Origin of the sequence: Aquiflexum gelatinilyticum (assembly GCF_024813435.1) — a bacterium.
GTDB lineage: Bacteria > Bacteroidota > Bacteroidia > Cytophagales > Cyclobacteriaceae > Cognataquiflexum > Cognataquiflexum gelatinilyticum.
Window position 1 is genome coordinate 60,230 of the sequence record NZ_JANAEZ010000009.1, and the last position, 25,408, is coordinate 85,637.

The 25,408-nt window shown below is 41.1% G+C and carries 22 protein-coding genes; 11 read left to right on the forward strand and 11 right to left on the reverse strand.

Annotation, left to right across the window (positions count from 1 at the left end):
* Positions 1–67: 67 nt before the first annotated feature.
* Positions 68–1,363, forward strand: coding sequence for a tyrosine--tRNA ligase (gene tyrS, locus NK987_RS17615; RefSeq protein WP_259264929.1), 1,296 nt, complete (start codon positions 68–70; stop codon positions 1,361–1,363).
* Positions 1,364–1,440: 77 nt separating this feature from the next.
* On the opposite strand, the gene NK987_RS17620 is transcribed toward tyrS, so the two are convergent.
* Positions 1,441–1,884, reverse strand: coding sequence for a styrene oxide isomerase (locus tag NK987_RS17620; RefSeq protein WP_259264930.1), 444 nt, complete (start codon positions 1,882–1,884; stop codon positions 1,441–1,443).
* A 146-nt stretch (positions 1,885–2,030) separates the two neighbouring features.
* Entirely contained in the window at positions 2,031–2,801 is a 771-nt protein-coding gene (locus NK987_RS17625) for an SDR family NAD(P)-dependent oxidoreductase (RefSeq protein WP_259264931.1), read from the reverse strand.
* A gap of 563 nt (positions 2,802–3,364) precedes the next feature.
* Between NK987_RS17625 and NK987_RS17630 the strand changes: the two genes are divergently transcribed.
* Both NK987_RS17630 and NK987_RS17635 read left to right on the forward strand, forming a co-directional pair.
* Entirely contained in the window at positions 3,365–4,003 is a 639-nt protein-coding gene (locus tag NK987_RS17630) for a hypothetical protein (protein WP_259264932.1), read from the forward strand.
* 84 nt (positions 4,004–4,087) lie between these two features.
* Positions 4,088–4,789, forward strand: coding sequence for a TetR/AcrR family transcriptional regulator (locus NK987_RS17635; RefSeq protein WP_258423621.1), 702 nt, complete (start codon positions 4,088–4,090; stop codon positions 4,787–4,789).
* 590 nt (positions 4,790–5,379) lie between these two features.
* Here the strand turns inward: NK987_RS17635 and NK987_RS17640 are convergent.
* Positions 5,380–6,351 carry a zinc-dependent alcohol dehydrogenase family protein gene (locus tag NK987_RS17640; RefSeq protein WP_259264933.1) on the reverse strand — a complete coding sequence of 324 codons (972 nt, stop codon included), beginning with the start codon at positions 6,349–6,351 and terminating at the stop codon, positions 5,380–5,382.
* Between the two features lie 146 nt (positions 6,352–6,497).
* Here NK987_RS17640 and NK987_RS17645 point away from each other — a divergent pair, with 146 nt between their 5' ends.
* The 4 genes from NK987_RS17645 to NK987_RS17660 are packed head-to-tail and all read left to right on the forward strand — an operon-like array spanning position 6,498 to position 10,395.
* Complete coding sequence (locus tag NK987_RS17645) at positions 6,498–7,265, forward strand: SDR family NAD(P)-dependent oxidoreductase (RefSeq protein WP_259264934.1); 768 nt, start codon at positions 6,498–6,500, stop codon at positions 7,263–7,265.
* 11 nt (positions 7,266–7,276) lie between these two features.
* Entirely contained in the window at positions 7,277–8,485 is a 1,209-nt protein-coding gene (locus tag NK987_RS17650; RefSeq protein WP_259264935.1) for an acyl-CoA dehydrogenase family protein, read from the forward strand.
* Positions 8,482–9,513 carry a phosphotransferase family protein gene (locus NK987_RS17655; RefSeq protein WP_259264936.1) on the forward strand — a complete coding sequence of 344 codons (1,032 nt, stop codon included), beginning with the start codon at positions 8,482–8,484 and terminating at the stop codon, positions 9,511–9,513. Before NK987_RS17650 ends, NK987_RS17655 begins: the two co-directional genes overlap by 4 nt.
* Before the next feature lie 3 nt (positions 9,514–9,516).
* Complete coding sequence (locus NK987_RS17660; RefSeq protein ID WP_259264937.1) at positions 9,517–10,395, forward strand: 3-hydroxyacyl-CoA dehydrogenase; 879 nt, start codon at positions 9,517–9,519, stop codon at positions 10,393–10,395.
* A 196-nt stretch (positions 10,396–10,591) separates the two neighbouring features.
* On the opposite strand, the gene NK987_RS17665 is transcribed toward NK987_RS17660, so the two are convergent.
* The 6 genes from NK987_RS17665 to NK987_RS17690 all read right to left on the reverse strand — a co-directional run bounded on the left by NK987_RS17665 (position 10,592) and on the right by NK987_RS17690 (position 14,927).
* Complete coding sequence (locus NK987_RS17665) at positions 10,592–11,779, reverse strand: AbiH family protein (protein WP_259264938.1); 1,188 nt, start codon at positions 11,777–11,779, stop codon at positions 10,592–10,594.
* Positions 11,772–11,981, reverse strand: coding sequence for a restriction endonuclease subunit S domain-containing protein (locus NK987_RS17670; RefSeq protein WP_259264939.1), 210 nt, complete (start codon positions 11,979–11,981; stop codon positions 11,772–11,774). Before NK987_RS17670 ends, NK987_RS17665 begins: the two co-directional genes overlap by 8 nt.
* Positions 11,982–12,235: 254 nt before the next feature.
* The gene (locus NK987_RS17675; RefSeq protein WP_259264940.1) at positions 12,236–13,114 is read right to left on the reverse strand and encodes an ORF6N domain-containing protein; all 879 of its coding nucleotides are present in this window, start codon (positions 13,112–13,114) and stop codon (positions 12,236–12,238) included.
* 14 nt (positions 13,115–13,128) lie between these two features.
* On the reverse strand, positions 13,129–13,458 hold the full coding sequence (rhuM, locus tag NK987_RS17680; protein WP_259264941.1) for a RhuM family protein: 330 nt from the start codon (positions 13,456–13,458) through the stop codon (positions 13,129–13,131).
* A 16-nt stretch (positions 13,459–13,474) separates the two neighbouring features.
* Positions 13,475–13,723 (reverse strand): hypothetical protein, encoded by a 249-nt coding sequence (locus tag NK987_RS17685; RefSeq protein ID WP_259264942.1) that lies wholly within the window; start codon positions 13,721–13,723, stop codon positions 13,475–13,477.
* Between the two features lie 778 nt (positions 13,724–14,501).
* Positions 14,502–14,927: a c-type cytochrome gene (locus NK987_RS17690; RefSeq protein ID WP_259264943.1), complete on the reverse strand. Its 426-nt coding sequence runs from the start codon at positions 14,925–14,927 to the stop codon at positions 14,502–14,504.
* Positions 14,928–15,305: 378 nt separating this feature from the next.
* On the opposite strand from NK987_RS17690, the gene NK987_RS17695 reads away from it, so the two are divergent.
* From NK987_RS17695 to NK987_RS17710, 4 genes are all read left to right on the forward strand, one after another.
* On the forward strand, positions 15,306–16,460 hold the full coding sequence (locus NK987_RS17695) for an efflux RND transporter periplasmic adaptor subunit (RefSeq protein WP_259264944.1): 1,155 nt from the start codon (positions 15,306–15,308) through the stop codon (positions 16,458–16,460).
* A gap of 30 nt (positions 16,461–16,490) precedes the next feature.
* The gene (locus NK987_RS17700) at positions 16,491–19,640 is read left to right on the forward strand and encodes an efflux RND transporter permease subunit (RefSeq protein ID WP_259264945.1); all 3,150 of its coding nucleotides are present in this window, start codon (positions 16,491–16,493) and stop codon (positions 19,638–19,640) included.
* 1 nt (position 19,641) lies between these two features.
* On the forward strand, positions 19,642–21,018 hold the full coding sequence (locus NK987_RS17705; protein ID WP_259264946.1) for an efflux transporter outer membrane subunit: 1,377 nt from the start codon (positions 19,642–19,644) through the stop codon (positions 21,016–21,018).
* 177 nt (positions 21,019–21,195) lie between these two features.
* Positions 21,196–23,580, forward strand: coding sequence for a hybrid sensor histidine kinase/response regulator (locus tag NK987_RS17710; protein WP_259264947.1), 2,385 nt, complete (start codon positions 21,196–21,198; stop codon positions 23,578–23,580).
* On the opposite strand, the gene NK987_RS17715 is transcribed toward NK987_RS17710, so the two are convergent.
* On the reverse strand, positions 23,577–24,398 hold the full coding sequence (locus NK987_RS17715; RefSeq protein ID WP_259264948.1) for a maleylpyruvate isomerase N-terminal domain-containing protein: 822 nt from the start codon (positions 24,396–24,398) through the stop codon (positions 23,577–23,579). The genes NK987_RS17710 and NK987_RS17715 overlap by 4 nt on opposite strands.
* Positions 24,399–24,409: 11 nt before the next feature.
* Positions 24,410–25,399, reverse strand: coding sequence for a glycoside hydrolase family 43 protein (locus NK987_RS17720; protein ID WP_259264949.1), 990 nt, complete (start codon positions 25,397–25,399; stop codon positions 24,410–24,412).
* Positions 25,400–25,408 lie beyond the last annotated feature (9 nt).

Genomic DNA, 25,408 nt, shown 5'->3' on the forward strand with positions numbered 1-25,408 from the left:
CCATAATTTATTCCTTATCAGGAATTCAAAAAACTATATTTGCACCTTCAAAAAATCAGAGTTTCCCATGAATAACTTTATTGAAGAGCTGCGCTGGAGAGGAATGCTTCAGGATATGACCCCGGAGATCGAAGAATACCTGAACAAAGGAATGGCATCTGCCTACCTTGGATTCGACCCCACAGCTGATTCATTGCATATCGGTCACCTCGTCGGAGTGATGACTTTGCTGCATTTCCAAAGGGCGGGCCACAAACCTTATGCGCTCGTGGGAGGGGCTACAGGGATGATCGGTGATCCGAGTTTCAAATCAGCAGAAAGAAATCTTTTGGACAAAGCCACTTTGGACCATAATGTGGCCGCTTTGCAAAAGCAATTGTCCCATTTTTTGGACTTCAGAGAAGGAACTTCGAATAAGGCCGAATTGGTGAATAATTACGATTGGATGTCCCAATTTTCATTTCTGGAATTTATCAGAGATGTGGGAAAATACATCACAGTCAATTACATGATGGCCAAGGATTCGGTAAAAAGAAGGTTGGAAGACGGAAATGGCCTGTCATTTACAGAGTTCTCTTACCAACTGATCCAAGGATACGATTTTTATCATTTGTGGAAAAACAAGGATGTAGCCATCCAACTCGGTGGTTCTGACCAATGGGGAAATATCGTCACGGGTACGGAATTGATCCGCAAAATGGAAGGTGGAAGTGCCTATGCCTTAACGGTTCCTTTGATCACCAAAGCAGACGGTACCAAATTTGGAAAAACAGAAAGCGGTTCTGTTTGGCTCGATCCTGAGAAGACCTCACCCTATGCATTTTACCAGTTTTGGCTGAATGTGTCTGATGAGGATGCTTCCAAGTACATCAGGATTTTCACGGTTTTGGATCAGGAAACTGTTCTAAACTTGGAAAAAGAACAGGCTGAAGCCCCTCACCTTAGGGTAATTCAAAAGGAAATCGCCAAGCAGGTCACCATCATGGTCCATGGTGAAAACGAATACAACATGGCCGTAAAAGCCTCTGAAATTCTTTTTGGAAAATCATCCACAGAGGACCTCGCCACACTCAATGAACGGACATTCCTGCAGGTGTTTGAAGGCGTACCGCAGGCTGAGATTTCCAAATCTGAATATGAGTCTGCTGCCAATGTGGTCGACCTCTTGTCAGAAAAAACCAATGGACTTATCTTTCCTTCCAAAGGTGAGGCAAGAAAAATGATCCAAGGTGGTGGGGTTTCTATCAACAAAGAGAAAATATCAGACCCAAACCAAGGTCTTTCAATTTCACTGCTTCAAGGGAAGTACTTATTGGTCCAAAAAGGCAAAAAACAATATTATATCATTTCAGTAAAGCATTAAATCCAAGCTTATTTCAATTGGTTTCCATCACTTTCACATTGTCTGTATGTAGAAAGTGATGGAATTTTTTTTATTCATCATTTTGATTTTAAGTGGTTATATAATCCCATCAATACCAAAGAGCAAGCGGTCAACATGGCAAGGGAAAGGGAAATCAGCAAAAAGGACACGAGGGCTTCAACAACACCTGAACCCTCTTGCCCTCCTGCCAAAGGCATCATTTTCCCTGCACCTGTAGCAGCTGCTATCAATACAGCGAGAAAGTTGGCAAATGAACCATAGACTGTTAGCCAAAACGTTGCGTTTAGCCATTTTTGAGATAGATCCAACCTTTCCCAGATTAGACCTAAAGCCAATAAAAAGATCCCGTTCAAGACACCTTCCAAATGGGAGGATAAACCCATCCTCGGATTGGCCATTATCGGAATAAACAAACCTACGAGCAAGCCTAGAAAGAAAAGGAGAACGCCTAAAAAGAGGAGTCGTTTAGATTGCAGTTTTTTTTGAAATGAAATTACCATAAGTGTTGGGGTTTAAATTGGGTATGATCCGAATTTAACCATTCAGAATAAATAAAAAAATACCCTGCAAGTAATTGAATTTAAGGTTTTTGAATTCATTTTTTTACTTTTGAATCCAAAATAAATAGGGATGTTAAATCCCTATTTTAGCCTAATTCTTTTTTCGCGATTTTAGTCATCAAAGGGGTTGTGATCCATGTTGGCAAAATCTTAATAAGAAGCCAAACCATCGGGTTTACGATGATTTCAGCTTTCCTTTCAAAAAGTTGACGGATACATTTCTTGGCAATCTCCTCCGGTTCCAGGATCATAAATTTGCCAAAGTATCCTTTGCTGATTCTATTTACGACATCGCCATTTGTCCTGATTGGCCCGGGACTTACCACACTCACAGACACATTTGAGCCTTTCAATTCCTGGTTAAGGCCTCTTGAAAAGGAATAGATAAATGATTTTGAGGCAGGATAGACGGTTTTAAAACCAATGGGAAGATGTGCTGCCAAGCTTGAAACATTCAAAATATACCCTTTAGGCTGTCTCAACAGGTTTGGCATAAGTTGATGGGTGAGCACCGAAGTAGTGACAATATTCAGTTTTAAAATCTTATCAATATATTCAATGGAAGCATCAGTCATCCTGATGGTACCGCCGGTTCCAACATTATTGATCAAAATGATGATATCAAAATGAAGGTTAACCCAATCTGCCAAATCAATCAAATTATTATATACTGATAAATCTGTTTCGTAATACCTGCAGTCGACCTGGTATTTTTCTTTTAATTCTTCGCAAAGGTCCTGCAAACCGTCGTTCGGACGGCTTACGAGTATGGTATTGATTTTTCTTTTGGACAGTTCTATGGCGAAGGCTTTTCCCAATCCTTTTCTTGCTCCTGTAATCAGCGCATATTGGCTCATGCTTGTTTTATTTGTTAGAAAATGGCTTAATTCACCAATTTTTGAAAGGCGACATGCAAATCAAATACAGGAATTCATGGGGGTTTTTGGAAAAAGAAAGCCTTGTCAAAACCAAATACAGCGCGTTATTTTCTTCTCAATAATCCCCTTCCTTAAACGCTAGAACAATTTCATCCATAAAAACAGGGATACCTTGACATCCTAACTTACCTTAAGATGGTAAAAATTCATTTTATTTTATTTCAAAGAATTGATTTTTACTAAAAAAAGAATGCAATTAAGGAATTACTTGACAGACCTATCACCTAATTTTAAGTATTCTGAAAATGATTCAAGGCAGTTTATAGCTATTCCAAAACGAAACGCCATCGACCAACATTTTTTGAAAAATTATTCTGTTGATTAGAAAGTCCTTCACGGAATTTCAAGGCCACGGGTAAATTTTTTAAGCTTTCTTATTAAAAATTTCTCAACTATATACCTATCACCATATGCAGCAACTCTCTCAATCCGGTGTTTTTTAGGTTTTTTTTATACCTTTGAAAGACAAAGACGATTCAATTATGCGGATTTCGCCTCATTTTTTATTGCTTTTCCTACTTCTCCTTTCAGGCATTTTATCTTCCTGCATCAAAGAAGACCCCCAAATTCCTGAAGCCACTACAGGAGACATTGACAGGGTTGTCGACAAGATTCACGAAGGATTCTTTATCTTCTCCATTCAGGGTGGAACCAAATCTCAGGCCTTTTCGATTGAAAATGAAGGAATGGACGGGGTATATGGGATCAGAATGGCTGACCTTGAAAATCCTGAAGGGGAAAACCTCAGGTTGTTCAATTGTGTCAATTCATTGAATCCCGGAATCCTCCAAAAAATCAAAATCAATGAGGCAAGCAACACTTTTGCCGTTTGTCGATATTCGGTAGGTTTGTCTTATATCGCTGAAATCGAAGTTTTGCTTGAAGAAAGTGAAGCCGAAAGACAGGAGTTGATCCAAAATTTTGAGCAAGGTATCCTTACTGAATCAGAATTGGACAAAGAAATGGATGATTTGAGGGAAAGATTTATAGGATCTTATTTGGGCATAAAAAATTTTTACAGCGATTATTTCAGGGAATGCCTACACACCTTAGTCACTGAAATCAGTGGTATTTTTAATAATGAACAGTGGCAGATTTTTTTCAAATGCATTGACAATTAGTCCTTTGCTTTTTTGTTGATAAATTTCCAATGACTTTCTGACTCTTGTTTAATATATTTGAACACAATTCGAAAGATTTAAAGTATGGGAGCTCAGGAAAGACAACAGAAAGAAAAATTGATTTTAGAGGCTTCAATCAAGCTTTTTACAGAAAAGGGATATCAGTCCACCAAAATGGAAGATGTCGCCAAAGCTTCCAAAATAAGCAAAGGACTCACCTATTTTTATTATAAAAACAAAGAAGACCTGTACATGGCAGTGACCAAAAAAGCCTTTGATGAATTGAAGGATGTATTCCGCGATGTCATCAAAATCAAAGGCAGAAACGGGCTTGACATGCTGACCGAGCTTTCTAATAACTACTTCAAGTTTGCCAAAAGCAACAGGATGTACTATGAAGCCATACTGAACTTTATGGGTCTGGTGCAGCAGTATAATGATGAAAGTCTTAGATCAACAATAGATCCATTGGTATTGGAAAGCGATCATTTTAAAAAGCTTTTGGAGGTTCACCATGACTGCGGAAAGATAGGAACCCAAATGGTGGTCCAAGGAATAAAAGACGGCAGCATCAGACCTGAATTACAGGCTGAAGCCACTTTCTATACGATATGGGCCATGTTGGTAGGATATGAAAGGCTGTTGGGCCCTGTTGGTTATGAAGGAAAAGATGCCAAAATCAACCTGGAAACCTGGAAACCCTCTTTCAACCGATTGCTTCAAGACATGCTCAAAGGAACCTTTCAAGCCCAAAAAGTACAACCGGTACAGGGAAGTTTGTTTTAGTGAATTCGTCACCTTCGCAGTAGGAATGACGGTTGGTGTTGCGTCATGCTGAACCGGAGCTTGCGGAGGAGAAGCATCTCATAATTTAAATTGGTCAGACTCTTTGCTTCACTACCATTGAAATCATCTTACGTCACCCTGAGTATAGCGAAGGGTCTCCATTTAATGAGATCCTTCAGTTCCCGAAGAAAACGGGACAGGCAGTACCTCCTTCAGGATGACGTAACGCCAATCCTCATTCCCCATTCTGAATATTAGCAAAGTGTTTAAGACTACCAATGACGTATAAATTCGGGTCGTCACACTGAACATAGAGAAGTGTCTCATTAAAGAGATTATTCACCTCCGCAGGCTGCGGTTCAGAATGACGTGAATCTCTTGGTCGTCACCCTGAGTGTAGTGAAGGGTCTCTTTTTTCTGAGATCTTTCATCCTTCCCGAAAAATCGGGACAGGCTGTACCTCGGATTCAAGATGACGCAACAACCGTCATTCCTTTTCTGAACATTTATAAAATGTTTGAGACTCAGAATGACGGAGGATCAAACCTCATCAGAAAAAAACATAAAGGAGAGAATCCTCTCTCCTTTTTTTATTTGGAAACCAACAATACTTTCCCGTTTCTTCCACCTTTTTCGTAAGCTTCCAATGCTTCTTTGAATTGCTCCAAAGGAAAGGAATCCTGCACATCTACCTTTACTTTATTGGATAGCAAATAGGTAAACACGGTTTTAAACAGGGTTTTTCTTTGTTCGGGACTCAGGTTTTCCATATAAGTGGTCAACCAAAAACCTTCCACTTTTAGATTTTTGAAGATCAACAAGCCTGAATTCAAAGGGATGTTTTCCAGACTCAGCAATCCAAAAACCATCATTTTTCCGCCTGTTTTTAGGCTTGCGATGGCTTTGGCACCAAGAACCCCTCCTACCGCGTCAAATACAACAGACACTCCTTCTCCGGTATGTTCGGCAATTACCTTTTGAAGTTTTTCCTTCTCGGTATTGATGACAAGGTCCGCGCCGATGGATTGTAGCATTTCCTTTTGGTCCTCCCTACGTACGGTGCAGGCAACTTTGATTCCTTTTTGGTGCGCCATTTGGATGGCCAATTTGCCAAAGGCAGAGGCTCCCGCAGTGATCAATAGCCAATCCCCTTCTTTCAATCCGCTTGTTTCGATCATTCCATATGCAGTCAAAGGATTGACAAATGCCTGACAGGCTACCTCATCTGTCATTCCTTGCGGCGTTGGGATGACCAATGAGGCAGGAATGCAAACATATTCTTTCCAGGTTCCGATAGCGGTAAAAATCACTCTGGTACCCACGGGTATTGAGTTGCTTTCATCGGATGCATCTACGACTCCGGCAGCTTCGAATCCTGCGCTGCTTGGTAGTTTGGGTGTGATGCCATACATACCCCTTACAAACATTATGTCCGATGGATTGATGTTGCGTGCAGTTACTTTGATCCTGACTTCATGCGGTTTTGGCTGTGGCATAGGCGCTTCCTCAAGCTGTAATACTTCTGAAGGAAGGCCTGTCTGGTGAAAAATTACTTGTTTCATATTTCTGTTAAGATGGATTTATTTTCTGTTTTCAAAAATGAAGTTATAAAAAATACTCGGTATGCATAATATTTTTTTGGGTCTAGGTAGCCTTTCAAGGCTTTAATTTTTATCTTGTAGCCTATCTAAAAACCCAAATAACAATTATGGATTTATCTGCATTATTTTCATTGGCAAACAAAGTGGCCATCATCACAGGTGCAAGCAAAGGTATAGGTTTCGGGATCGCAGAGATTTTTGCCGCTGCCGGGGCCAAAGTCGTCATCAGCAGCAGAAAGCAGGAAGCATTGGATGAAATGGCCACCCAACTCAGGGAAAAAGGCTATGAAGTTGCTGCCATTGCCTGTAATGTGGGCCGCATGGAAGAGATGGACAACCTGGTCAAACAGACCATCGAGAAATATGGACAAATTGATATTTTGGTCAACAATGCTGCCGTCAACCCTGTTTTTGGACCGGTTCATAATACAACTCCCGAAGCCTTCGACAAGATCATGGATGTCAATGTCAAAGCCCCTTTTCACCTGATGAATTTATGTTTTCCTTATCTCCGCGCTTCTTCGTGTGCGGCAGTGATCAACATCAGTTCGATCGGCGGCATATCGCCCGAACAAGGATTGGGAATCTACAGTGTCAGCAAGGCGGCCTTGATTTCCCTTTCAAAAGTATATGCCAAAGAATGGGGCGACCATAAAATCCGGGTCAATACTATCTGCCCGGGATTGATCCAAACCAAATTTTCAGAAGCCCTTTGGAGCAATGAAAAAATCATGGACCACATGATGAAAGCCCTCCCCATCAAAAGGGTGGGAACAAGCGAGGAAATCGGTGCCATGGCGCTCTTTTTGGCATCCAAAGCCTCTTCCTACACCACCGGCGCTACCTTAACAGCAGACGGAGGTTTTACCATTTAACTATCGACCTTATGGAATTCAATAAAATATTTGCCTCGAAAGAGGTGCAGGACTTGGTATCCCGGTACGAGATTTTTATCAAAACCCATGTCCATCCTTTGGAACAGGAAGCTGTTTATGGTTCTTTCAAGGCAGTTTTGCCGAAGCTGAAATCCTTGCGGGAACTGGCAAAAAAGGAAGGACTCTTCGCCCCCCACCTTTCCAAGGAAGACGGAGGTTTGGGCTTGGACCTGACAGAGTTTGCAAGTATTTCTGAGGTTTTGGGAAAAAGCCCCATTGGACATTATATCTTCAATTGCAACGCACCCGATATCGGGAATATGGAGTTGATGCACCGCTTTGCCAGCAAAGCGCTAAAGGATAAATACCTTGTTCCGCTTCAAAGGGGGGAAATCCGGAGCTGTTTCGCCATGACCGAACCCAATAATCCCGGCAGCAACCCTGTTCACCTTTCGACCACGGCCGTCAAAGAAGGAAATGACTATATCATCAAGGGCCATAAGTGGTTTACCACAGCAGCAGATGGGGCGGATTTTACCATCGTCATGGCTTTGACTGATCCAACTAACCCCAATCCTTACCTGAGGGCAAGCATGATTTTGGTTCCTTTGGATAATCCCGGCTACAAATTGCTCCGAAATATCCCCATCATGGGTGATGTCGGGGAAGATTACTTATCCCATGGGGAAGTGATGTTTACCAATTGCAGGGTTCCGATTTCCAACCTGATTGGGGAAGAAGGACAGGGTTTTGCTTTGGCACAGGAAAGATTGGGACCGGGTAGAATCCATCACTGCATGCGTTGGATCGGAATCTGTGAGCGGTCTTTGGAAATGATGTGCAGGCGTGCCTTGTCCAGACAATTGGATCCCGGCAAACCTTTGGCCAACCAACAAACCATCCAAAATTGGATTGCCGAAGCCGCTGCGGGTATCAAAGCTTCCCGACTGATGGTCATGACAACAGCCCACAAAATCGAGCAGGAAGGAGCGAAAGCCGCCAAAGAGGACATTTCTACGATCAAGTTTTTTGTCTCTGATGTCCTGATGACTACCCTGGACAAAGCCATTCAGGTACATGGGGCATTGGGAATAACCGATGACACTTTGCTTTCATTTTGGTACAGACATGAGCGCGGGGCAAGGATTTACGATGGGCCTGATGAGGTGCACAAGTCAGTTTTGGCCAAAAGAATCCTAAAAAACTATTCTCAAGAATGAACAAGGAACCCCAAGGTCTCGAAAACCTCTTTCCTTTTTTGGAAGCAAAACTGAATCTCGATCCTCAAAGTACGGTGATCTCCCAATTCAAGGGAGGGTATTCTAACCTTACATTTTTGATCAATTCTCCTGATGGGCAATATGTCCTGAGAAGGCCGCCTTTGGGCATGAAAATCAGCAAAGCCCATGACATGGTCCGGGAATTCCGGATTTTGGAGGCACTGGAGAAAGCCGGATATGACAAAATTCCCAAACCCATTTTATGCTGTGAGGACGAAACGGTCATCGGGGCACCTTTTTTCATCATGGAAAAAGTAGATGGTCTGATCCTTAGGAATAAAATCCCCGAGGGCATGACGCTTGGAAAGGACTATTTCCAAAAACTATCCAAAAACACGATAGATGGATTATTGGAACTCCATCACCTGGAGCTTGAAAAATCAGGTTTGTCCCAATTGGGAAAACCGGAAGGCTATGTGGAAAGACAGGTTTTGGGTTGGTCAGAAAGGTATTTCAATGCAAAAACGGATGAACTGAAAGAATTGGAAGCAGTCAGTGACTGGCTCAAATCAAATCTCCCCAAAAATGAGAATATCGGATTTATCCATAATGATTACAAGTTTGACAACCTCGTCTTGGCCAGTCCTCAGGACCCTACCATCAAAGCTGTTTTGGATTGGGAGATGGCGACAGTCGGAGATCCTTTGATGGATTTTGGCACCTCTTTGGCCTATTGGGCGGAAGCAGGAGACTCGGATATCCTCAAAATGTTTAACCTGAGCTACATGGAAGGCAATTTAACCAGGGCCGAAGCCATTCACTATTATGCCTCCAAAAGCCCCCTCAATTTGGAAAATATGATTTTTTATTATACCTATGGTTTATTCAAAGTAGCTGTGATTGCCCAGCAGATTTATAAAAGATTTACAATGGGCTTTGCCCAAGATCCAAGGTTTTCTGCATTGATCCATGTAGTAGATGCCTGTGGAAAAAAAGCGATGAACAGTATCCAAACCAATAAAATTTAAACTATGAAAATCAAAAAAGTTTGTGTTCTAGGTGCAGGTACATTGGGAACCCGTGTTGCCCTTCAGGCAGCCCTGTCAGGATATGAGGTTTCCCTTTATGACATCAATCTCAAATCCCTGAAAAGCGCAAAAGAAGTGATGGAAACGATAGTCACCAAGCTTGCCAAAGCAAGTGGCTTGGAATCCGAATCAGGTTTGATGGCCATCGAAAAAATCACTTTCACCAAAGATCCAAAAGTAGCTGTCCATGAGGCAGATATTATCAATGAAAGTGTGTTGGAAGAAGTGAGTGTCAAGACGGAAGTGTGGAAACTCTTTGGAGAAATCGCCCCTGAAAAAACCATTTTTACCACCAACACCTCCTACCTGTTGCCGTCTATGTTTGCGGAAGTTTCAGGCCGTCCTTCCAAGTTTTGTGCCTTGCATTTCCATGATGTGTTTACCGCAAAAGTGATAGACATCATGCCGCATCCCGGTACAGACCCCGCACTGATTCCCCTGCTGATGGACTTTGGCAGATCTTTGGAACAGGTTCCCGTTTTGGTCAAAAAGGAAAACAACGGATATATCTTCAATACCATGCTGATGTCATTTATTGGTGCTGCAGGAAAGCTCTTGGTAAACGACATCGCCTCGATTGAGGACATTGACAAGTCTTGGATGGTCAACTTCAACATGCCAAAAGGTCCCTTTGGAATCTTGGATACCATCGGTTTGGAGACCGCTTGGCATGTCACCAAAAACCAGCCTGACAAAGCCTCCCAAGCCTTTGCCGCCCTGCTGAAAACATACGTCGACGCAGGAAAACTCGGTGAAAAATCTGGAGAGGGATTCTACAAATACCCCAAACCAAAATATAAAAACCCTGATTTCTTGGTTTAAGTAGAGATCAGGTTTGAATATTGACTTACAAAACGGGATGTAGGGAATTTAGCCTTACATCCTTTTTTTTTGATCAGGGTTTGATTTGGTTTAGAGTCAAAAAATAGGTGAAAAGTAAGAAGTAAGAGGAAGGGCTAGAGGCAATAAACCAAATACTAATTGTGCCGAATGTAAATTAATTTTCAGATATTAATCCTTACTCGGAATCGCTCACTGGTTGAACCATAGGTGAACAATATCTTTTATTTACAACTTTGGAGCGAAGGGATGCTTTACTTTTGAAGTGTCTTGAAATGGCAAAAGTCTTTTTCTCATAGTCATTTCCCGACTTCTTTTCATGAAAAAAAATTTTGATCGAAATGCAATTTTCATTTTCAAAAATTGTACTAAGCATAGTACGATCAGAAAGTCCACAAGAATGACCATAAAGGTGTACTTGAAAAGGCAATCCTTCTATAAATTCCAATAATTTCCTATAATGATCAAATTGAAGATATTTAAAGGATTTAATATGCTCATATAAATTGTCGTTATTTTGAAGTTCAAATTTTAAATATTCTTCATCTAATTCATCTCCAAATCCAAAAATTGGACTTTGCGAATCATTATCATTTCCTTCAAGTTCTCCATGAATAGAGATATAATCATAATTTTGGCCCTTGAATTCTTTAAAATAATATTTCGGCGTATGCGTATAATTAAAATTTAAAATTGTAATAAAACTTGGTTTTGTCTCTTTTCTAATTGTATTCGGCTGAACTTCAAGAATACTTATTGGTTCTAAAAATTGATTTGCTAATCTTAAATAAGAGTTTAAATTTGATTCATAGTTTGTTTTTTGATTTTCAACCTCCCGTTTAAGATAACAAATTAGTTTTTTCTTTAAATAGGTCATTTCGCAATTCAAATCATTAATTGACTTTTCATTATTCGATTTGTTGGCCTCTTTTAACAAATCAAAATAGATCAACTCGATATCCACCCAATTTTTATCGTCAATATCATTACAAATAGCATCGAGAATGTCTGATTTCCAATGAGTAGTCAATATTCCACTTTTCATTAATTTTTTTAATTCTTTGTATGCTCGATCTGGTTGAATCAAGTTAATGCCAGGAATTAATTGATCTATATAACCTTTTGATGTAATCGATATTAATGGATCTTCATGTTTTAAGTCATCTTTAATATTTTTTAGAATTGAATAAAAATAGTCTTCAATAAAGTCTTTAAAGCTCGTCTTTAAACCATGGGCAAGATCAAAACCATTTCCTATAATTATAAGTCTATTTACCTCCTCATATTGATCATAAATACTGTTTGGAAGTGAGGGTGATTCCAAATTCGGTATTGAAACATGTGGCAATTTTAAATAATCATACATTATAAACCTCCTTTTCTTTCGGATCAAGCGCCTCCCTCAGCACCTGCTGCAACAGCATCTCATTTTGCTGTTGACTTTCTTTGATACTTGCCTCTAACTCATCACAATACTGCATCAACTCGTCCAATTTGAAAACGATGATCTGGTGCTCATTAAATGGGGTGAGGGAAATCAAATGATTTTCAATCGTTTCCTCAATCATAAACCTCCAATTTTCAAACCTACCCATTCCCTAAGAACATAAAAATACCGTGATCAGGGTATTTTTCAAAAAATTGATAGAAGGGTAATATTCCAAAGTAGAATCATGTCATGGTATTTGGGCATGTTCCCCTACCCCTCCGGTATAGTCCCGCCCACCATGTCCTACCGATACTAGAACTCCTTCTTTCATGGAGAAGCGTATCACAGTCTTCGGCTGTCAGTTTTTTATTTCCATGCTAGGCTGGTCAGACGTTATCCGTCTTTTTCACCTTCTTTTAATTTTTGCAGGACTTCGTTGACAAACGAATCCATTCTCGAAAAGGCAAACCATTTCTTTCCCAAGTCCTTGAGCGAAGCGCCAATATGGTAAAGTTCTTTTCCATCTATAATTAAAAATCGGTCATGGGATTCTTTGAATTCTTGAATATTGATTTCCGGGTACTGACTGTTGTACTTCTTTAGGTCCTGCAAGAGTTGGTTGCTGATGTTTTTGGTATAAATAGTAGCAGAAACTTTTTTAGAACGTTTTAGAAGCAAGTTCAAAACGGATTCGTCCACATAGTTGTCTATCAGGATAATGTTGGTTTTTGCCTTTTTGATGAGGTCTGCCACAAACACATAGGCATCAAAAATTTGTCCCTCGAAGAAGATGCCCTTGTCGGGTTTGGGCTGTCCGGCTTCTAAGGCTTTAAAAATCTGTTCCAGCTTTTCATCGGTTTTCAGTTGTTTGAGTTCAACTTGGTCAAGTCGCTGAAAAACAGAAGCATTGTTCATCAGGAACTTGCGCATGGAAACAAAGGCTTGCATGATTTGGATGCTTACTTGAATGGCAAAATCAGTATTTAAAACAGCAGAAAGCATAGATACGCCTTGTTCTGAAAATACATAGGGCATTGTTCTTCTGCCCCCATGTTCACTTGAGGTTCCAAAATGGTACTTCAAGTCAATCCATTCTTTTTCTGTTAATTGAAAAATAAAAGCATCAGGAAATCTAAGAGGATTTCTTTTTACTGCTCTGTTGATAAACTTAGTTTCTGTTCCGTAAAGAAGTGCCAAATCACTATCGAGCATTACCTGCACCCCTCTAATGGAGTAAATCTTGCTTTCTATATGGCTTAAGGTCAATCCCATAGGGTTATTATTTTTCAAATATTTCCGCAAATTTGGAAATGTGTTCCTCGTATTGAGTTGACTCGGTAACCAACCGAAAGTATAGCATCAAGATTAAAATGCTCAACATTATAAGTTTTTCCGTCAGCTGCAGTTGTTGCAAAAAATGCAACAACTGAATCTTTGTCCAGTTCTTTATCCCTGAAAATATTTTTCAAGTGCCGGGAAACTACAGATTTATCTCTTTCAAAAAGCTTGGCAATTTGATTGAGAGAAAGCCAAAAAGTTTCTCTTTCTTCATCCATTCTTACCTCAATATCCTCAGGTAATTCATTTGTTTGATATAAGATGATTTCATTTTTCATAAATCCTGATTGGATTTTACACGGTAACCAACAGAAATGATGACATCCAGATTGTAAAAGACAACCAGTTTATCAGAATTTGGAATATGCATTTTTTGCACATTGCTTTTTTATGTAATTCCCCTTTTTTAAAAACAAATGGCAGAGCCCCTCCGAGACTTTTTTTAGAAGGTATCGAATTTTGCGATACCATTAAATCTAATTCAATATCAGTTTGTGCAAGTCCATCTTGCACTAATGGGAAATCAGGATAGGCACTCATCATGACATCTGTATTTTATTGAGATTTTCAGCAATGATTTTATTCAGTTCAGCTTCTTCTTTCAGTTGGGCTTCCAATTCTGCCTTCAAGGCAGTAAAGCGTTCTGCAAAATCAAAATCATCCTCTGTTTGACCATGTAGGTAATCGCTAGAGGATTTAATTTCTGATTTGCTAAACTAGTTCAAAAATTCTTTTGTTGTCCATCCCGTAAACAGGGTATTTTTCAAAAAACTGATAGTAGTGTATTATCTCAAAGTAGAATCATGTCATGGTCTTTGGGCATGTTCCCCTACCCTTCAGGTATAGTCCCGCCCACATTCCCCTATACTCCCGCTACCCATACTCCGTGTCTGAGTTAGGGATACTCCGTGTCCTAGCTAGGGATACTCCGCCTCTGGGTTACCCTTGAGCTACTTCCCATCTACATCCTCCTTGCTGTTCCTTACTAGGTTACCCCTCCCATTTCGGTATAGAAGATTCTCCTACTTTACTAAATCCGTGACCGAAATAAAATAACGGCATTCCTATTTAACCATGGCCTGCGGTGCATGGGGATTGGTGTAAGTAGAAATTTAGATTTAGCACCTTTCCCATGGCTATAAATATTTCACTCCGCCGCGGCGGACTGTCTGAAGAAGAGTTGTTCGGCATTACACTTCACTACAACACTAACCAAATTCCTATTTGTTTGACATTAGTCCCCCTCCAGGGGGATTAGGGGGCAAAACCTTCGCGACCCTTGCGTAAACCTTCCCGTCCTTTGCGGTAAAATAGATTAAAATCACTGACCCCTGAGAGAGAGGATAAAAGTCACCATGGCCTCCGCATCCTCTTTCTTTACTTGGGGATGGGGACTCATCACAGGATATCCCCAAGAACCTCTGCTTCCCCGAATCACCTGTCGGGCCAAATGTTCAATATAAATTGTATTGGCAGGATACCTTTTGGCAATATCCCTGAAAGCCGGTCCTTTGGCACGGTTAACCTCTTTGTGGCAATCGTAACAATCTGAATAGGCCACCAACACCTCACCTTTCTTTATAAGCTCTGCATCAAGTTCTTGGTCTTCGCCCGGAATGGCCTTGATATAATCTTTTTCTTTCTGGTTTGAGGCAATTGATTTATCCTCCAAGGGCTTATTTTCAGCACAAGAATATACCAATAGACTTATCAAAAAAATAAATATCCGGCCCATCATTTTTTTCATTTTATTTTGATTTTACGCCTTAAACCCCTTTCGGCAATTGATATACTTGCCAAATTTTGTAAGGATAAATTGAATTTCATATATTTATTAATAACCCCAAACCTGATAATTGTCATGTTTGGTTTTTATTTCTATTTTCGGTCAAATAATAAATTGCGATAAAATTGGATGTCCCCTACTCCCTATAATTTTAGAATTTTGTATGGAGTTTTCATGGATAGAATTAATTTGACAAAACAACTTATGATTTTCTTTTTCAAATGAACCAAAAAGAAATATTCCCTTTTGATAATGCCATTTTAAAAAATAGACCAATTTCTCCTCCTCCTCTAAATTTCAAATAAAAAACTGTCCTCCGACTTTTATTCCCTCAAGATTATGAGATTTAACGCTACCTATTTACGATTCCTGCATAAGCCGATATTGTTTTTAATTACAATTGGCTTGGTCATGGGATGTACCAAAAAAGAAGAGATCATCCTTCCTCCTGTCAAAGTCAATGTGGTGAAAGCCATTCAAAAAGACGTTCCGATTTACGAAGAATATGTTGCCCAGGTATTTGGGGAATCTGATGTGGATATCCGGGCAAGAGTGGAAGGATGGGTCACTTCTGTCAATTTCAAGGAAGGTTCCTTTGTGAAAAAGGGCGATTTGCTCTATATCATTGATGATATCCAATATAAAAACAGGGTTGACCAAGTCAGAAGCCAACTGACTGCCACCCAAACAGAGATGGTACGCGCAGAGGGTGAACTCAGCCGTGTCAAGCCATTGGCTGATATGAATGCCTTGAGCAAGCAGGACCTTGACAATGCCAAAGCAAAGTATGAAGCATCCTTAGCCCAAGTCAGGGCTGCTGAAGCATCGCTTGAAAATGCCAAAGTAGAATATGGCTATACTCGGGTATATGCCCCATTTGATGGATTGGTCGGAATCTCCAATTTCAGAGTAGGTGATTACGTCACGAGGTCTGGTACCACTTCAGTTTTGACGACCATTTCCAGCATCGGTGCAGTACGGGTAAGGTTCCAGATCAGTGAAAGGGAATACCTCAGACTTACCCAAATGACAACAGAAGAATTGGACCTTGCAAAGAAAAATATCCAACTCATCATGGCGGACGGTTCTCTTTATTCAGAGACCGGTGAAGTGGATTTTGCAGACCGGGAAGTAGACCCAAAAACAGGTACCCTGACTATCGAGGCAAGATTTCCTAACCCAAAAGGTGTTTTGAGACCGGGCCTTTTTGTCAAATCACGGGTTTTGATCAAGACCTTTCCTAGTGCTATTATGGTCCCTCAGCGAGCAGTCATGCAGTTACAGCATATTTCAAGGGTTTTTGTAGTGACGGATTCCAGTACAGTCAAGGCAGTTCCTGTGGAAACGGGTCCCAAGTCAGGCGATGGTTGGATCATAACCAAAGGTATAAATGCAGGCGACCGGATTGCAATTATTGGTTCAGCCAGCTTGACTCCTGATGCCAAAATAGAAGCAGTCGAGCAAAAATGGCCGGAAAATTCCCCAATTCAATAAAGTCAAAACCTTTAACTGACCACAGTTTTTATGAGTGAATTTTTCATCCGAAGGCCAATAGTCGCAATGGTAATATCGATCCTGATGATCATCATGGGATTGATTACACTACGGGGAATACCTGTTTCCAAATATCCTGAAATCACCCCGCCGATGGTTCAGGTCACCACCAATTATACCGGTGCAAATGCCGTCAACGTCGAACAAGCTGTGGCCACTCCTATCGAACAGCAGGTGAACGGGGTGGAAAACATGCTTTACATGAAATCCATCAATGCTGCAGATGGAACATTGATTCTTCAGGTTTCTTTTGAGGTGGGTACTGATTTGGACAATGCCAACATGCTGACCCAAAACAGGGTCTCTCAGGCAACAGCAAAAATGCCTACAGAAGTCAAGAATTTTGGGGTTACGACCAAGAAATCATTGGTTTTTCCTCTGATGCTCGTTTCTCTTACTTCTCCCAACAAAACTTATGACGGACTTTTCCTGAACAATTATGCCAACATCAACATTGTCGACCAACTGAAGCGACTCAAAGGTGTAGGAGACGTGTTCCTTTTTGGTGGGGCTGATTATTCGATGAGGATATGGTTGAATCCCGACCAACTCACCAAACTCGATCTCACGGTAAATGATGTTTCCAATGCTGTCAGAAAGCAAAACGCAATCTCTCCCGGCGGAAAATTCGGAGCAGCCCCTACTCCTCCGGGAGTCGATTACACCTACACCGTAACGCTGCAAGAAAGATTGGTGACAGAAGAGGAATTCGGTAATATCATTGTCAAATCTGACGAAAAAGGATCTATAGTCAGGTTGAAAGACATCAGCAGAATTGAATTGGGGATGGACAATTACAGTTCTTCAAGTAGGTTGAATGCAAATTCTGCTTCCACCATAGTCGTTTTTCAAATCCCGGGTTCCAATGCCTTGGAGGTGTCCGAGGATGTGAAAAAGACGATGGATGATTTGGTTAACTATTTTCCTGAAGACCTCCAATATGAAGTATCGTTGAATACTACCCGTGCAATTTCTGTCGGTATAGAAGAAATTATCCATACGCTTTTTGAAGCGGTATTTTTGGTGATTTTGGTGGTGTTCCTATTCCTTCAGGATTGGCGGGCAACTTTGATTCCTTTGCTGACAGTGCCGGTTTCTTTGTTGGGCACCTTTATCATTTTCCCTCTTTTGGGGTTTTCGGTCAATGTGTTGTCTTTGCTCGGCTTGGTCTTGGCCATCGGACTTGTGGTGGATGATGCGATTGTGGTGGTGGAAGCCGTGATGCACAATATAGAACATGGCATGAAGCCGAAAGAAGCCACCCAAAAAGCCATGAAAGAAGTAGGCGGCCCTGTGGTTGCCATTGCCCTGATACTTGCAGCTGTATTTGTTCCTGTAGCTTTTGCAGGAGGTATCACAGGCCGTTTGTATCAGCAATTCGCCATCACCATTGCCATTTCGGTGTTGTTTTCAGCATTCAATGCCTTGACGCTTAGCCCGGCGCTTTGTGCTTTACTATTGAAACCAAAGAAAGAGTCGAATAGTGGGTTACAAAAGTTCTTCAATGGATTCAACAGGGTCTTTGATAAATTCACTTTGGGATATACAGGTGTTGCCGGGATTGTGGCGAGAAAATCCATCCGCTCAGCGATGATCATCGGGGTAGTCTTGGTTTTTGTGGTTTTGTTGGGCAAAGGAATTCCCGGAGGATTTTTACCGGAGGAAGACGAAGGTTATTATTTAGTAAACATCCAATTACCGGATGCGGCATCTATTGATAGGACTGATCAGGTAGCTAAAAAGGTTGAAAATATTCTTTCCCAATTTGAAGAAATTGAATATTCAACCATGGTATTGGGGTACAGTTTGATCTCAGGTTCTTATTCTACCAACAATGCTTTTGTGTTTATTTCACTGAAACCATGGGATGAAAGAAGCCGAACAGCAAAAGAATTGGTAGCCGCCACCAATTTTGCTTTCCGAAACTTGGTATCCGAAGCATCGGCCATTGCCTTTGGACCACCGCCTATCGAAGGTCTGGGAACCTCAGCTGGATTTACCCTTCAGCTTCAGGACAGGTCAGGGAATACACCACAGTTTTTGGATGAACAGGCGCAGTTGTTTATCGCCGAAGCTAGAAAGAGACCTGAAATAGGCAATATCTTTACCCTCTTCCGGTCTAATGTCCCCCAAAAGAAAATCCGCATTGACTATGACAAAGCAGAAAAACTTGGGATCGACCTATCTGAAATAACAAGTACCATTTCTACATACTTGGGAAGTGCGTACCTGAATGATTTCAACAGATTTGGAAGGCAATACAAGGTCTTTGTACAAGCTGAAGGGGAAGATCGCCTCGACCCCTCCGATTTGTCCAAATATTATGTGAGGAGTAAGAAAGGGGAAATTATTCCCTTGGGTACGGTCACCACTGTGGAAGATATTTCAGGACCCGCCACTACAAACAGGTTTAACATGTACCGTTCCGCTGAAATCTCAGGCGCTCCAAAGGCCGGATTCAGCTCTTCCCAAGCCATCAAGGCTTTGGAGGAAGTGGCTGCCGGGCTACCAAAAGAACTCAGCATTGCTTGGAGTAACATGTCCTATCAGGAAAAAGCTGCTGAAGGCACCGGAAGCACCATGTTCTTGATGGCTTTGGTCTTTGTGTTTCTGATTCTCGCTGCGCAATATGAAAGTTGGAAATTACCATTCAGCGTGTTGCTTGGTGTTCCTGCAGCCATTCTTGGGGCCTATCTCGGCTTGTGGTTGGGAGGTTTTTGGAGCTCTAGCTATGTCAACAATGTCTTTGCCCAAATCGGATTGGTGATGCTCATCGGTCTTACTGCCAAAAACGCAATCCTGATTGTGGAATTTGCCAAGATGGAATATGAAGCGGGGACACCTCTCCTAGAGGCTGCACTCAAAGCGGCAAAACTCCGATTGAGACCAATCATTATGACATCCCTTGCATTTATGTTGGGTGTCGTTCCTTTGCTTACAGCATCCGGCGCAGGTTCGGAAGCCCGAAAAGTAATGGGTATGGCAGTATTCAGCGGAACCTTGATCGCTACGATAATCGGAGTCATTGTGGTTCCGGGATTATATGTACTCATTGAAAGCATCGGAGCAAAAAAGAAAAAATCAGATGCACCTATTTCACCATCAGAACCGGCTCATTGATATGAAGAATATATATTTTCTACTGTTTGTCCTGCTTACTTTATATGGCTGTGCTGTTGGTCCAAAATATTCCCGACCTGAAACCCAAAAGCCTGTTGGCTATGTGCAAGCTATGTCCCAAACTGATTCTATCACCAATCTGAAGTGGTGGGAGGTTTATCAGGACAGTTTGTTGCAAAGTTTGATACAGATTTCTATAGACTCCAACCTGGACCTAATGACGGCTGTGTACCGTGTGGAAGAGGCAAAGGCTATTTTAGGATATAATAAAGCCAATCTCTATCCTTTTCTTGATTACAGTGCCATGGGAAGGACTACTGAATTCAGAAATTTATCCGAACAGGCAGGTGTGACTTTTTCACCTACCATGGTGGGCTTATTGGGAAATGTGTCATGGGAAATCGACCTATGGGGTAAACTCCGCCATGCCAACCGAGCTGCTTTTGCTGAATTGATGGCAACAGAAGAATCAAAGAAATCATTGTACATCAGTTTGGTCGCTCAGGTGGCAGAACTGTATTTCAGACTTCGTGGTTTGGATGAAAGGCTTGAAATCGCCCAACGGGCTTATGAAACCCGCTTGGAATATCTGGAAATTATCACCGCCCGGTTTGAAAAGGGGAATGTATCTGAATTGGATAAACTCCAGGCAGAGCAAATAGCAGCGGTGGCAAAAGCGCAGATTTACAGTCTTGAGCGAGGCATCATTCTTACAGAAAACGCCTTCAATGTCTTGTTGGGAAGAACATATATTCCGATTTCAAGAGGATTGGAAAATAACCAGCAGCAACTGCCATTGGAAATCCCAAGTGGATTGCCATCCGAATTGCTTGAAAGAAGACCCGATATCAAAATTGCCGAACAACAGTTGATCGCACAGACAGAACGCATAGGCGTGGCAGTTGCATTGCGGTTTCCTTCGCTCAGCTTGACAGGCTTGTTGGGTGTGGCAAGTCCACAGATCTCAACCTTGTTTGGCAATCAGGCAGGACTTGGGGTTCTCTCCGGGCAATTGGCAGGTCCTTTTTTCAGATTTGGACAAAACAAAAGACGGGTTGAAGCTGAACGGGCCAAAGCGGTCCAACTTGGGTTTCAATATGAAAAAACAATTTTGACGGCATTTGCAGAGGTAGAAAATTCATTGGCAGAAATCAGGACCTACAGCAATGAATTTGAAGCAAGGAAAACCCAAGTCGCAGCCACAGAAAAATCTTTGATGCTATCCAAGGCGCTGTATGACAATGGCTATACCTCATTCCTGCAGGTACTTGATGCAGAAAGGGAGTTTTTCAATTCAGAATTTGAAAAATCCTTGGCTTTGGAAAATCAGCTTGTGTCTACTGTCAGATTGTATAAAGCATTGGGAGGTGGTTGGTAGAATTTACCGACCATTTCCTTTTATTTGATTGACTAGGTTATAACAAAAAAGGCGAACAACAACCATTTATATCGATTTTTCGCAAAATTTCATAAACAAGTTGTTTTTTTAGGCTAGAAGTCCAATATTTATAGCTATATATTTTCATTTGCTAATCACCCCCAAGCAAAATTTCTTATGATCAAACAGTTATGCGCTGCCATACTGTTGACCTTTGTTTTTTTTCACGAAGTTCTCAGTCAGCAATTGCCCCATTCTTACCCATCTAGTATCCATTCCACGGCCGAAATTGTGGATCTTGGAGACCTTGATATGGAATTCGACAAATTCCTAAATGCCGAAGATACTCTTGAGTTCATTCCTTTAATAAATCTAAATACAAACTTGGGTTTTACAGATTCCAATTATTGGGTTCGGTTTAAGTTATCTCATGAAGAGGATTTTCCCCTCAAATTGTACCTGGAGACTGCACGCCCCATAACGGATATTGTGGATTTATATCAAGTCAACAAAACGCGAATGGTGGTAAAACTCCATAGTGGGGATTTGGGTAAAGTCAGCGATAGGCCATTATACCATCGAAATATCATCTTTCCTATTACCTTACATCCGGGAGAAGAGTATCAGTTTTACCTGCACCTCAGCAGTGATGGTGAAGTCATTAACCTTCCGCTCAGGTTGTTTGATTCAGAAAGTATGATCAGAGAATCCTACTTTAACCAATTGGTCTTTGGTGCTTTCTATGGATTTTTGCTTTTAGCAGGAATTATTTACCTGTTCTTTTATTTTGGCATCAAGGAGAAAAGTTTTCTTTTATACACCGCTTACGTGACCTCCATCATCTTCCTACATCTCGGATTGGATGGTTATTTTTATCAATACATCACCCCCAACGGAGGTTGGTTTTCCAAAAATGCGGTTTTGATTTTTGCAACAGTTTCGGCAATAGCTTTTGGCAGATATGCACAGGTTTACCTTTCTGTAAAAGACTACAGTACTAAAATTCACCAATCTTTCAATATTTTATTATTCTCCCTGATAGGTCTGTTGGTTTTGATTTTCACTTTTCAGGCTGGAATGAAATATTATTATCCCTTGGTAAACCTGTTGGGAATATTGATTTTATTTCATGTAATCGCTTCCTTGATTTCAGGATACATCCATGGAAAGTCACCTGATATCTTCTTCAGTTTGGGTATAGCAGCCTTCTTTTTGGGTTTCATGGTATTTATCCTGAATAATTTTAACCTCATCCCAAATTCCGATTGGACCGAATTCAGTTCTAAAATCGGAACAGGACTTGAAGTCATGTTTCTTTCACTTTCCATGTCCAACAGAATCAAAATCCTAAAGACGGACAAGGAAAAGATGCAGGCAGTAGCCCTTCAAAGGGCTCAGGAATCAAATGAAATCAAGTCATTTTTCCTTTCCAATATCAGCCATGAAATGCGGACACCATTAAATGCCATAATCGGACTCTCAAGGTCAATCCAAGAATCGGTTTCAGACCAAAAAACCAAAGACGAAATAGAAGTCATCCAATATTCATCCGCTGGACTTCTAAGCGCAATAGATGATATTCTGGATTATTCAAGGATCGAAAAAAAGGAACTAAAGCTTGAATACAAATCTTTTGATTTCCACAGACTATTGAAGGAAATTAGAAGTAATTGTGAAAAACAAGCCGGTGACAAAGGTTTGAAATTCATCTATGAAGAGATTAACCAAATCCCCCAATTCATTATCGGTGATCTTCACAGAACCCGTCAGATTCTCTTCAACCTTCTCGGCAATGCCATAAAATTCACCTTCAGTGGTGAAGTCAGACTCAGTATCCAAACCTCCGCTAAAGGTAGAAATTCTGTTGGTTTGGTTTTTAAGATTTCCGATACGGGAGTAGGCATCCAAAAAGAAAAGCTTGACAGTATCTTTGAGTCATTTATCCAAGAACAGATTGATGATAAGCGGAAATTTGGAGGATTTGGATTAGGACTGTGCATTGTAAAAGCACTAGTAGAACAATACGGGGGAAAACTTGACCTTCAAAGTGAGCAAGGGAAAGGGACTCAGGTCATGGTTGACCTTAACTTTGAAACCATTGAGCAGAAGACAATTGTCGAAAATGACTTTATCAAAAAAGGAATTTATGACCTTCAGGGCAAAAACATCCTTGTCGTAGAAGACAATCCCGTCAACCAACTGGTGATGAAATCCATATTGAAAAAATGGAAAAACACCACTTTTGACACTGCAATGAATGGTCTTGAAGCATTAGAAAAACTCAGCGCCGGAAAGTTTGACCTTATCCTGATGGACCTGCAAATGCCCGAAATGGACGGTTATGAGGCCACAGAGGCCATCCGAAAGGGCGATTGCGGTGATTTGAATAAATCTATCCCCATCATTGCAGTAACAGCGGACGCGACGGAAAAAGCTAAAAAGAAAGTGATGGAGGTGGGTATGGATGAATACATTACCAAGCCGGTGGATCAGGAGGAATTGTTTATTAAAGTCAAAAAGTGCTTGTACTTGCAGACTCTCGATATTTCGCAGGTGTTTTAAGCCATGACTGATACCATTTCCAACACTCTTTTTCCCAATTTCAAGTCTCCCGATATTTCAATTTTATGCAATATGTCCTGTGGCCGGAGGTTTTTACAAAAAAGTTTCCAGGCTATTTTATCTTCTAATTGGACAATGGAAGTCGGCGGATTACTTCCCTGCTTGATTAATTTCCAAAGATCTTGGTTTTTTTCAAGCCACCAGGATTTTGAAAACTCTCCAACAATCTTGACTTCTATCACGGTGCTATCTATTGCATTTTCTTTGGCAAAAGTAAAAGGCAAAGCCATCATAAATGTGTCCATCAGAGGTTCGAAATACCTTGCCTGAAGTAAGCTGGGTTTACCGACTGCATCCCTGATTTGCTGTTGGTGATGCCATTTTTCGGTGTATTCCCTCGCAAGATGCATCCAATTCAGGCTCTTCTCCTCCCCTGCCCAAGCCACAGAAAATATCGCTTCCTCCATTTCAGGTAAGCTGACATAATAATCCGAAACCTCTTTGCCGGAACTTTCCAATAAACCAATCAATACATCAGGACTTAACCTTTTACAGGCACTGACCCAATCTGCGTTTAATTGGTTAAGCCATGAAATCAAATCCATGTATTCCTTGATCTGAGGTGGTTTTTCCCCAAAATATCCATCTCTTTGGATACTTAACGTGCGCAGGTTAGTATCCAATAAATGGGAGGCAACATCCTTCACATTCCAAAGTTTGGCTGAAGTAGGTTTTTCCCAGTCGGATGGTTCTAGACTTTTGAGGAAGTCAATCAGAAGGATGTCCAATTCATGGAAAAGATGTTTTACTTCAATCATAGCAGAAATTGTTACAATGGATTGGCGGCCACTCCTTCAAAAGTGATTTTTACAGGCTTGATAAAACCTTTTTCGTCAAATTCCATTTTGTCGATACAGGTTACCCGATGGTTTCCATCTGTTTCACCCAATGGCCTTCTATGGTAAACCATAAAGTATTGGTCGGACTTGGGTTCGAACAAAACCGAATGATGTCCCGCCCCTGTCGCTACTTCAGGATCCTGCTCGAGCACCACTCCGATTCTTTCAAACGGTCCAAAAGGGCTGTCAGAAATCGCATAGGCTACTTTGTAATCAGGACCTGTCCAACCCCCTTCTGACCACATGAAGTAATATTTGTCATCGCGTACAAACATAAATGGTCCTTCGACATAACTTTCAGGAGTCACTTCTTTGTAATATTCTCCATTTTCAAATGGAAGCAATCCGGTAAATTCATCATTCAATCTGACCACATTACACTTACCCCATCCTCCATAATACATCAAAAAACCTCCATCATTGTCTTTGAAGATAAACTGGTCAATAGGCTGTGCGCCGTTTACGATGTCATTGATCAATGGCTTACCAAGCAAATCCTTAAAAGGTCCCTGAGGTTGGTCGGCGACTGCCACACCGATTCCCCCGACCTGACCTTCGTGCACATCGTTGGCGGCAAAGAATAGGTAATACTTCCCTTTATTTTCAATGACGCCGGGTGCCCACATCGCTGAATCAGCCCATTGGACCGCTGCGGTGTCGATGATCCGCTCATGCTTGGTCCAGTTGATCAGGTCTTTGGAAGAAAAACAATCCATAAAAACCTGTTTTGCAAACTTGTCAGAATAAGTTGGGTAAATCCAATAAGTATCCCCATAGATGATCGCCTCCGGATCTGCATACCATCCTTCAAAAATCGGATTGCCAGAGAGTTGAATTTCTGTTGATTTTTTTTCGGGGGAGCATGAAAGGAAATTGACTGCACAAATTACTACGCCTATTAAATTGATTACTTTTTGCATCTTGGGCCC

Excerpts from the sequence above, each read along its gene's own strand:
- tyrS (WP_259264929.1), top strand. The coding sequence starts at position 68 with ATGAATAACTTTATTGAAGAGCTGCGCTGGAGAGGAATGCTTCAGGAT.
- NK987_RS17620 (WP_259264930.1), bottom strand. The coding sequence starts at position 1,884 with ATGGTAATTTCATTTCAAAAAAAACTGCAATCTAAACGACTCCTCTTT.
- NK987_RS17625 (WP_259264931.1), bottom strand. The coding sequence starts at position 2,801 with ATGAGCCAATATGCGCTGATTACAGGAGCAAGAAAAGGATTGGGAAAA.
- NK987_RS17630 (WP_259264932.1), top strand. The coding sequence starts at position 3,365 with ATGCGGATTTCGCCTCATTTTTTATTGCTTTTCCTACTTCTCCTTTCA.
- NK987_RS17635 (WP_258423621.1), top strand. The coding sequence starts at position 4,088 with ATGGGAGCTCAGGAAAGACAACAGAAAGAAAAATTGATTTTAGAGGCT.
- NK987_RS17640 (WP_259264933.1), bottom strand. The coding sequence starts at position 6,351 with ATGAAACAAGTAATTTTTCACCAGACAGGCCTTCCTTCAGAAGTATTA.
- NK987_RS17645 (WP_259264934.1), top strand. The coding sequence starts at position 6,498 with ATGGATTTATCTGCATTATTTTCATTGGCAAACAAAGTGGCCATCATC.
- NK987_RS17650 (WP_259264935.1), top strand. The coding sequence starts at position 7,277 with ATGGAATTCAATAAAATATTTGCCTCGAAAGAGGTGCAGGACTTGGTA.
- NK987_RS17655 (WP_259264936.1), top strand. The coding sequence starts at position 8,482 with ATGAACAAGGAACCCCAAGGTCTCGAAAACCTCTTTCCTTTTTTGGAA.
- NK987_RS17660 (WP_259264937.1), top strand. The coding sequence starts at position 9,517 with ATGAAAATCAAAAAAGTTTGTGTTCTAGGTGCAGGTACATTGGGAACC.
- NK987_RS17665 (WP_259264938.1), bottom strand. The coding sequence starts at position 11,779 with ATGTATGATTATTTAAAATTGCCACATGTTTCAATACCGAATTTGGAA.
- NK987_RS17670 (WP_259264939.1), bottom strand. The coding sequence starts at position 11,981 with ATGATTGAGGAAACGATTGAAAATCATTTGATTTCCCTCACCCCATTT.
- NK987_RS17675 (WP_259264940.1), bottom strand. The coding sequence starts at position 13,114 with ATGGGATTGACCTTAAGCCATATAGAAAGCAAGATTTACTCCATTAGA.
- rhuM (WP_259264941.1), bottom strand. The coding sequence starts at position 13,458 with ATGAAAAATGAAATCATCTTATATCAAACAAATGAATTACCTGAGGAT.
- NK987_RS17685 (WP_259264942.1), bottom strand. The coding sequence starts at position 13,723 with ATGATGAGTGCCTATCCTGATTTCCCATTAGTGCAAGATGGACTTGCA.
- NK987_RS17690 (WP_259264943.1), bottom strand. The coding sequence starts at position 14,927 with ATGAAAAAAATGATGGGCCGGATATTTATTTTTTTGATAAGTCTATTG.
- NK987_RS17695 (WP_259264944.1), top strand. The coding sequence starts at position 15,306 with ATGAGATTTAACGCTACCTATTTACGATTCCTGCATAAGCCGATATTG.
- NK987_RS17700 (WP_259264945.1), top strand. The coding sequence starts at position 16,491 with ATGAGTGAATTTTTCATCCGAAGGCCAATAGTCGCAATGGTAATATCG.
- NK987_RS17705 (WP_259264946.1), top strand. The coding sequence starts at position 19,642 with ATGAAGAATATATATTTTCTACTGTTTGTCCTGCTTACTTTATATGGC.
- NK987_RS17710 (WP_259264947.1), top strand. The coding sequence starts at position 21,196 with ATGATCAAACAGTTATGCGCTGCCATACTGTTGACCTTTGTTTTTTTT.
- NK987_RS17715 (WP_259264948.1), bottom strand. The coding sequence starts at position 24,398 with ATGATTGAAGTAAAACATCTTTTCCATGAATTGGACATCCTTCTGATT.
- NK987_RS17720 (WP_259264949.1), bottom strand. The coding sequence starts at position 25,399 with ATGCAAAAAGTAATCAATTTAATAGGCGTAGTAATTTGTGCAGTCAAT.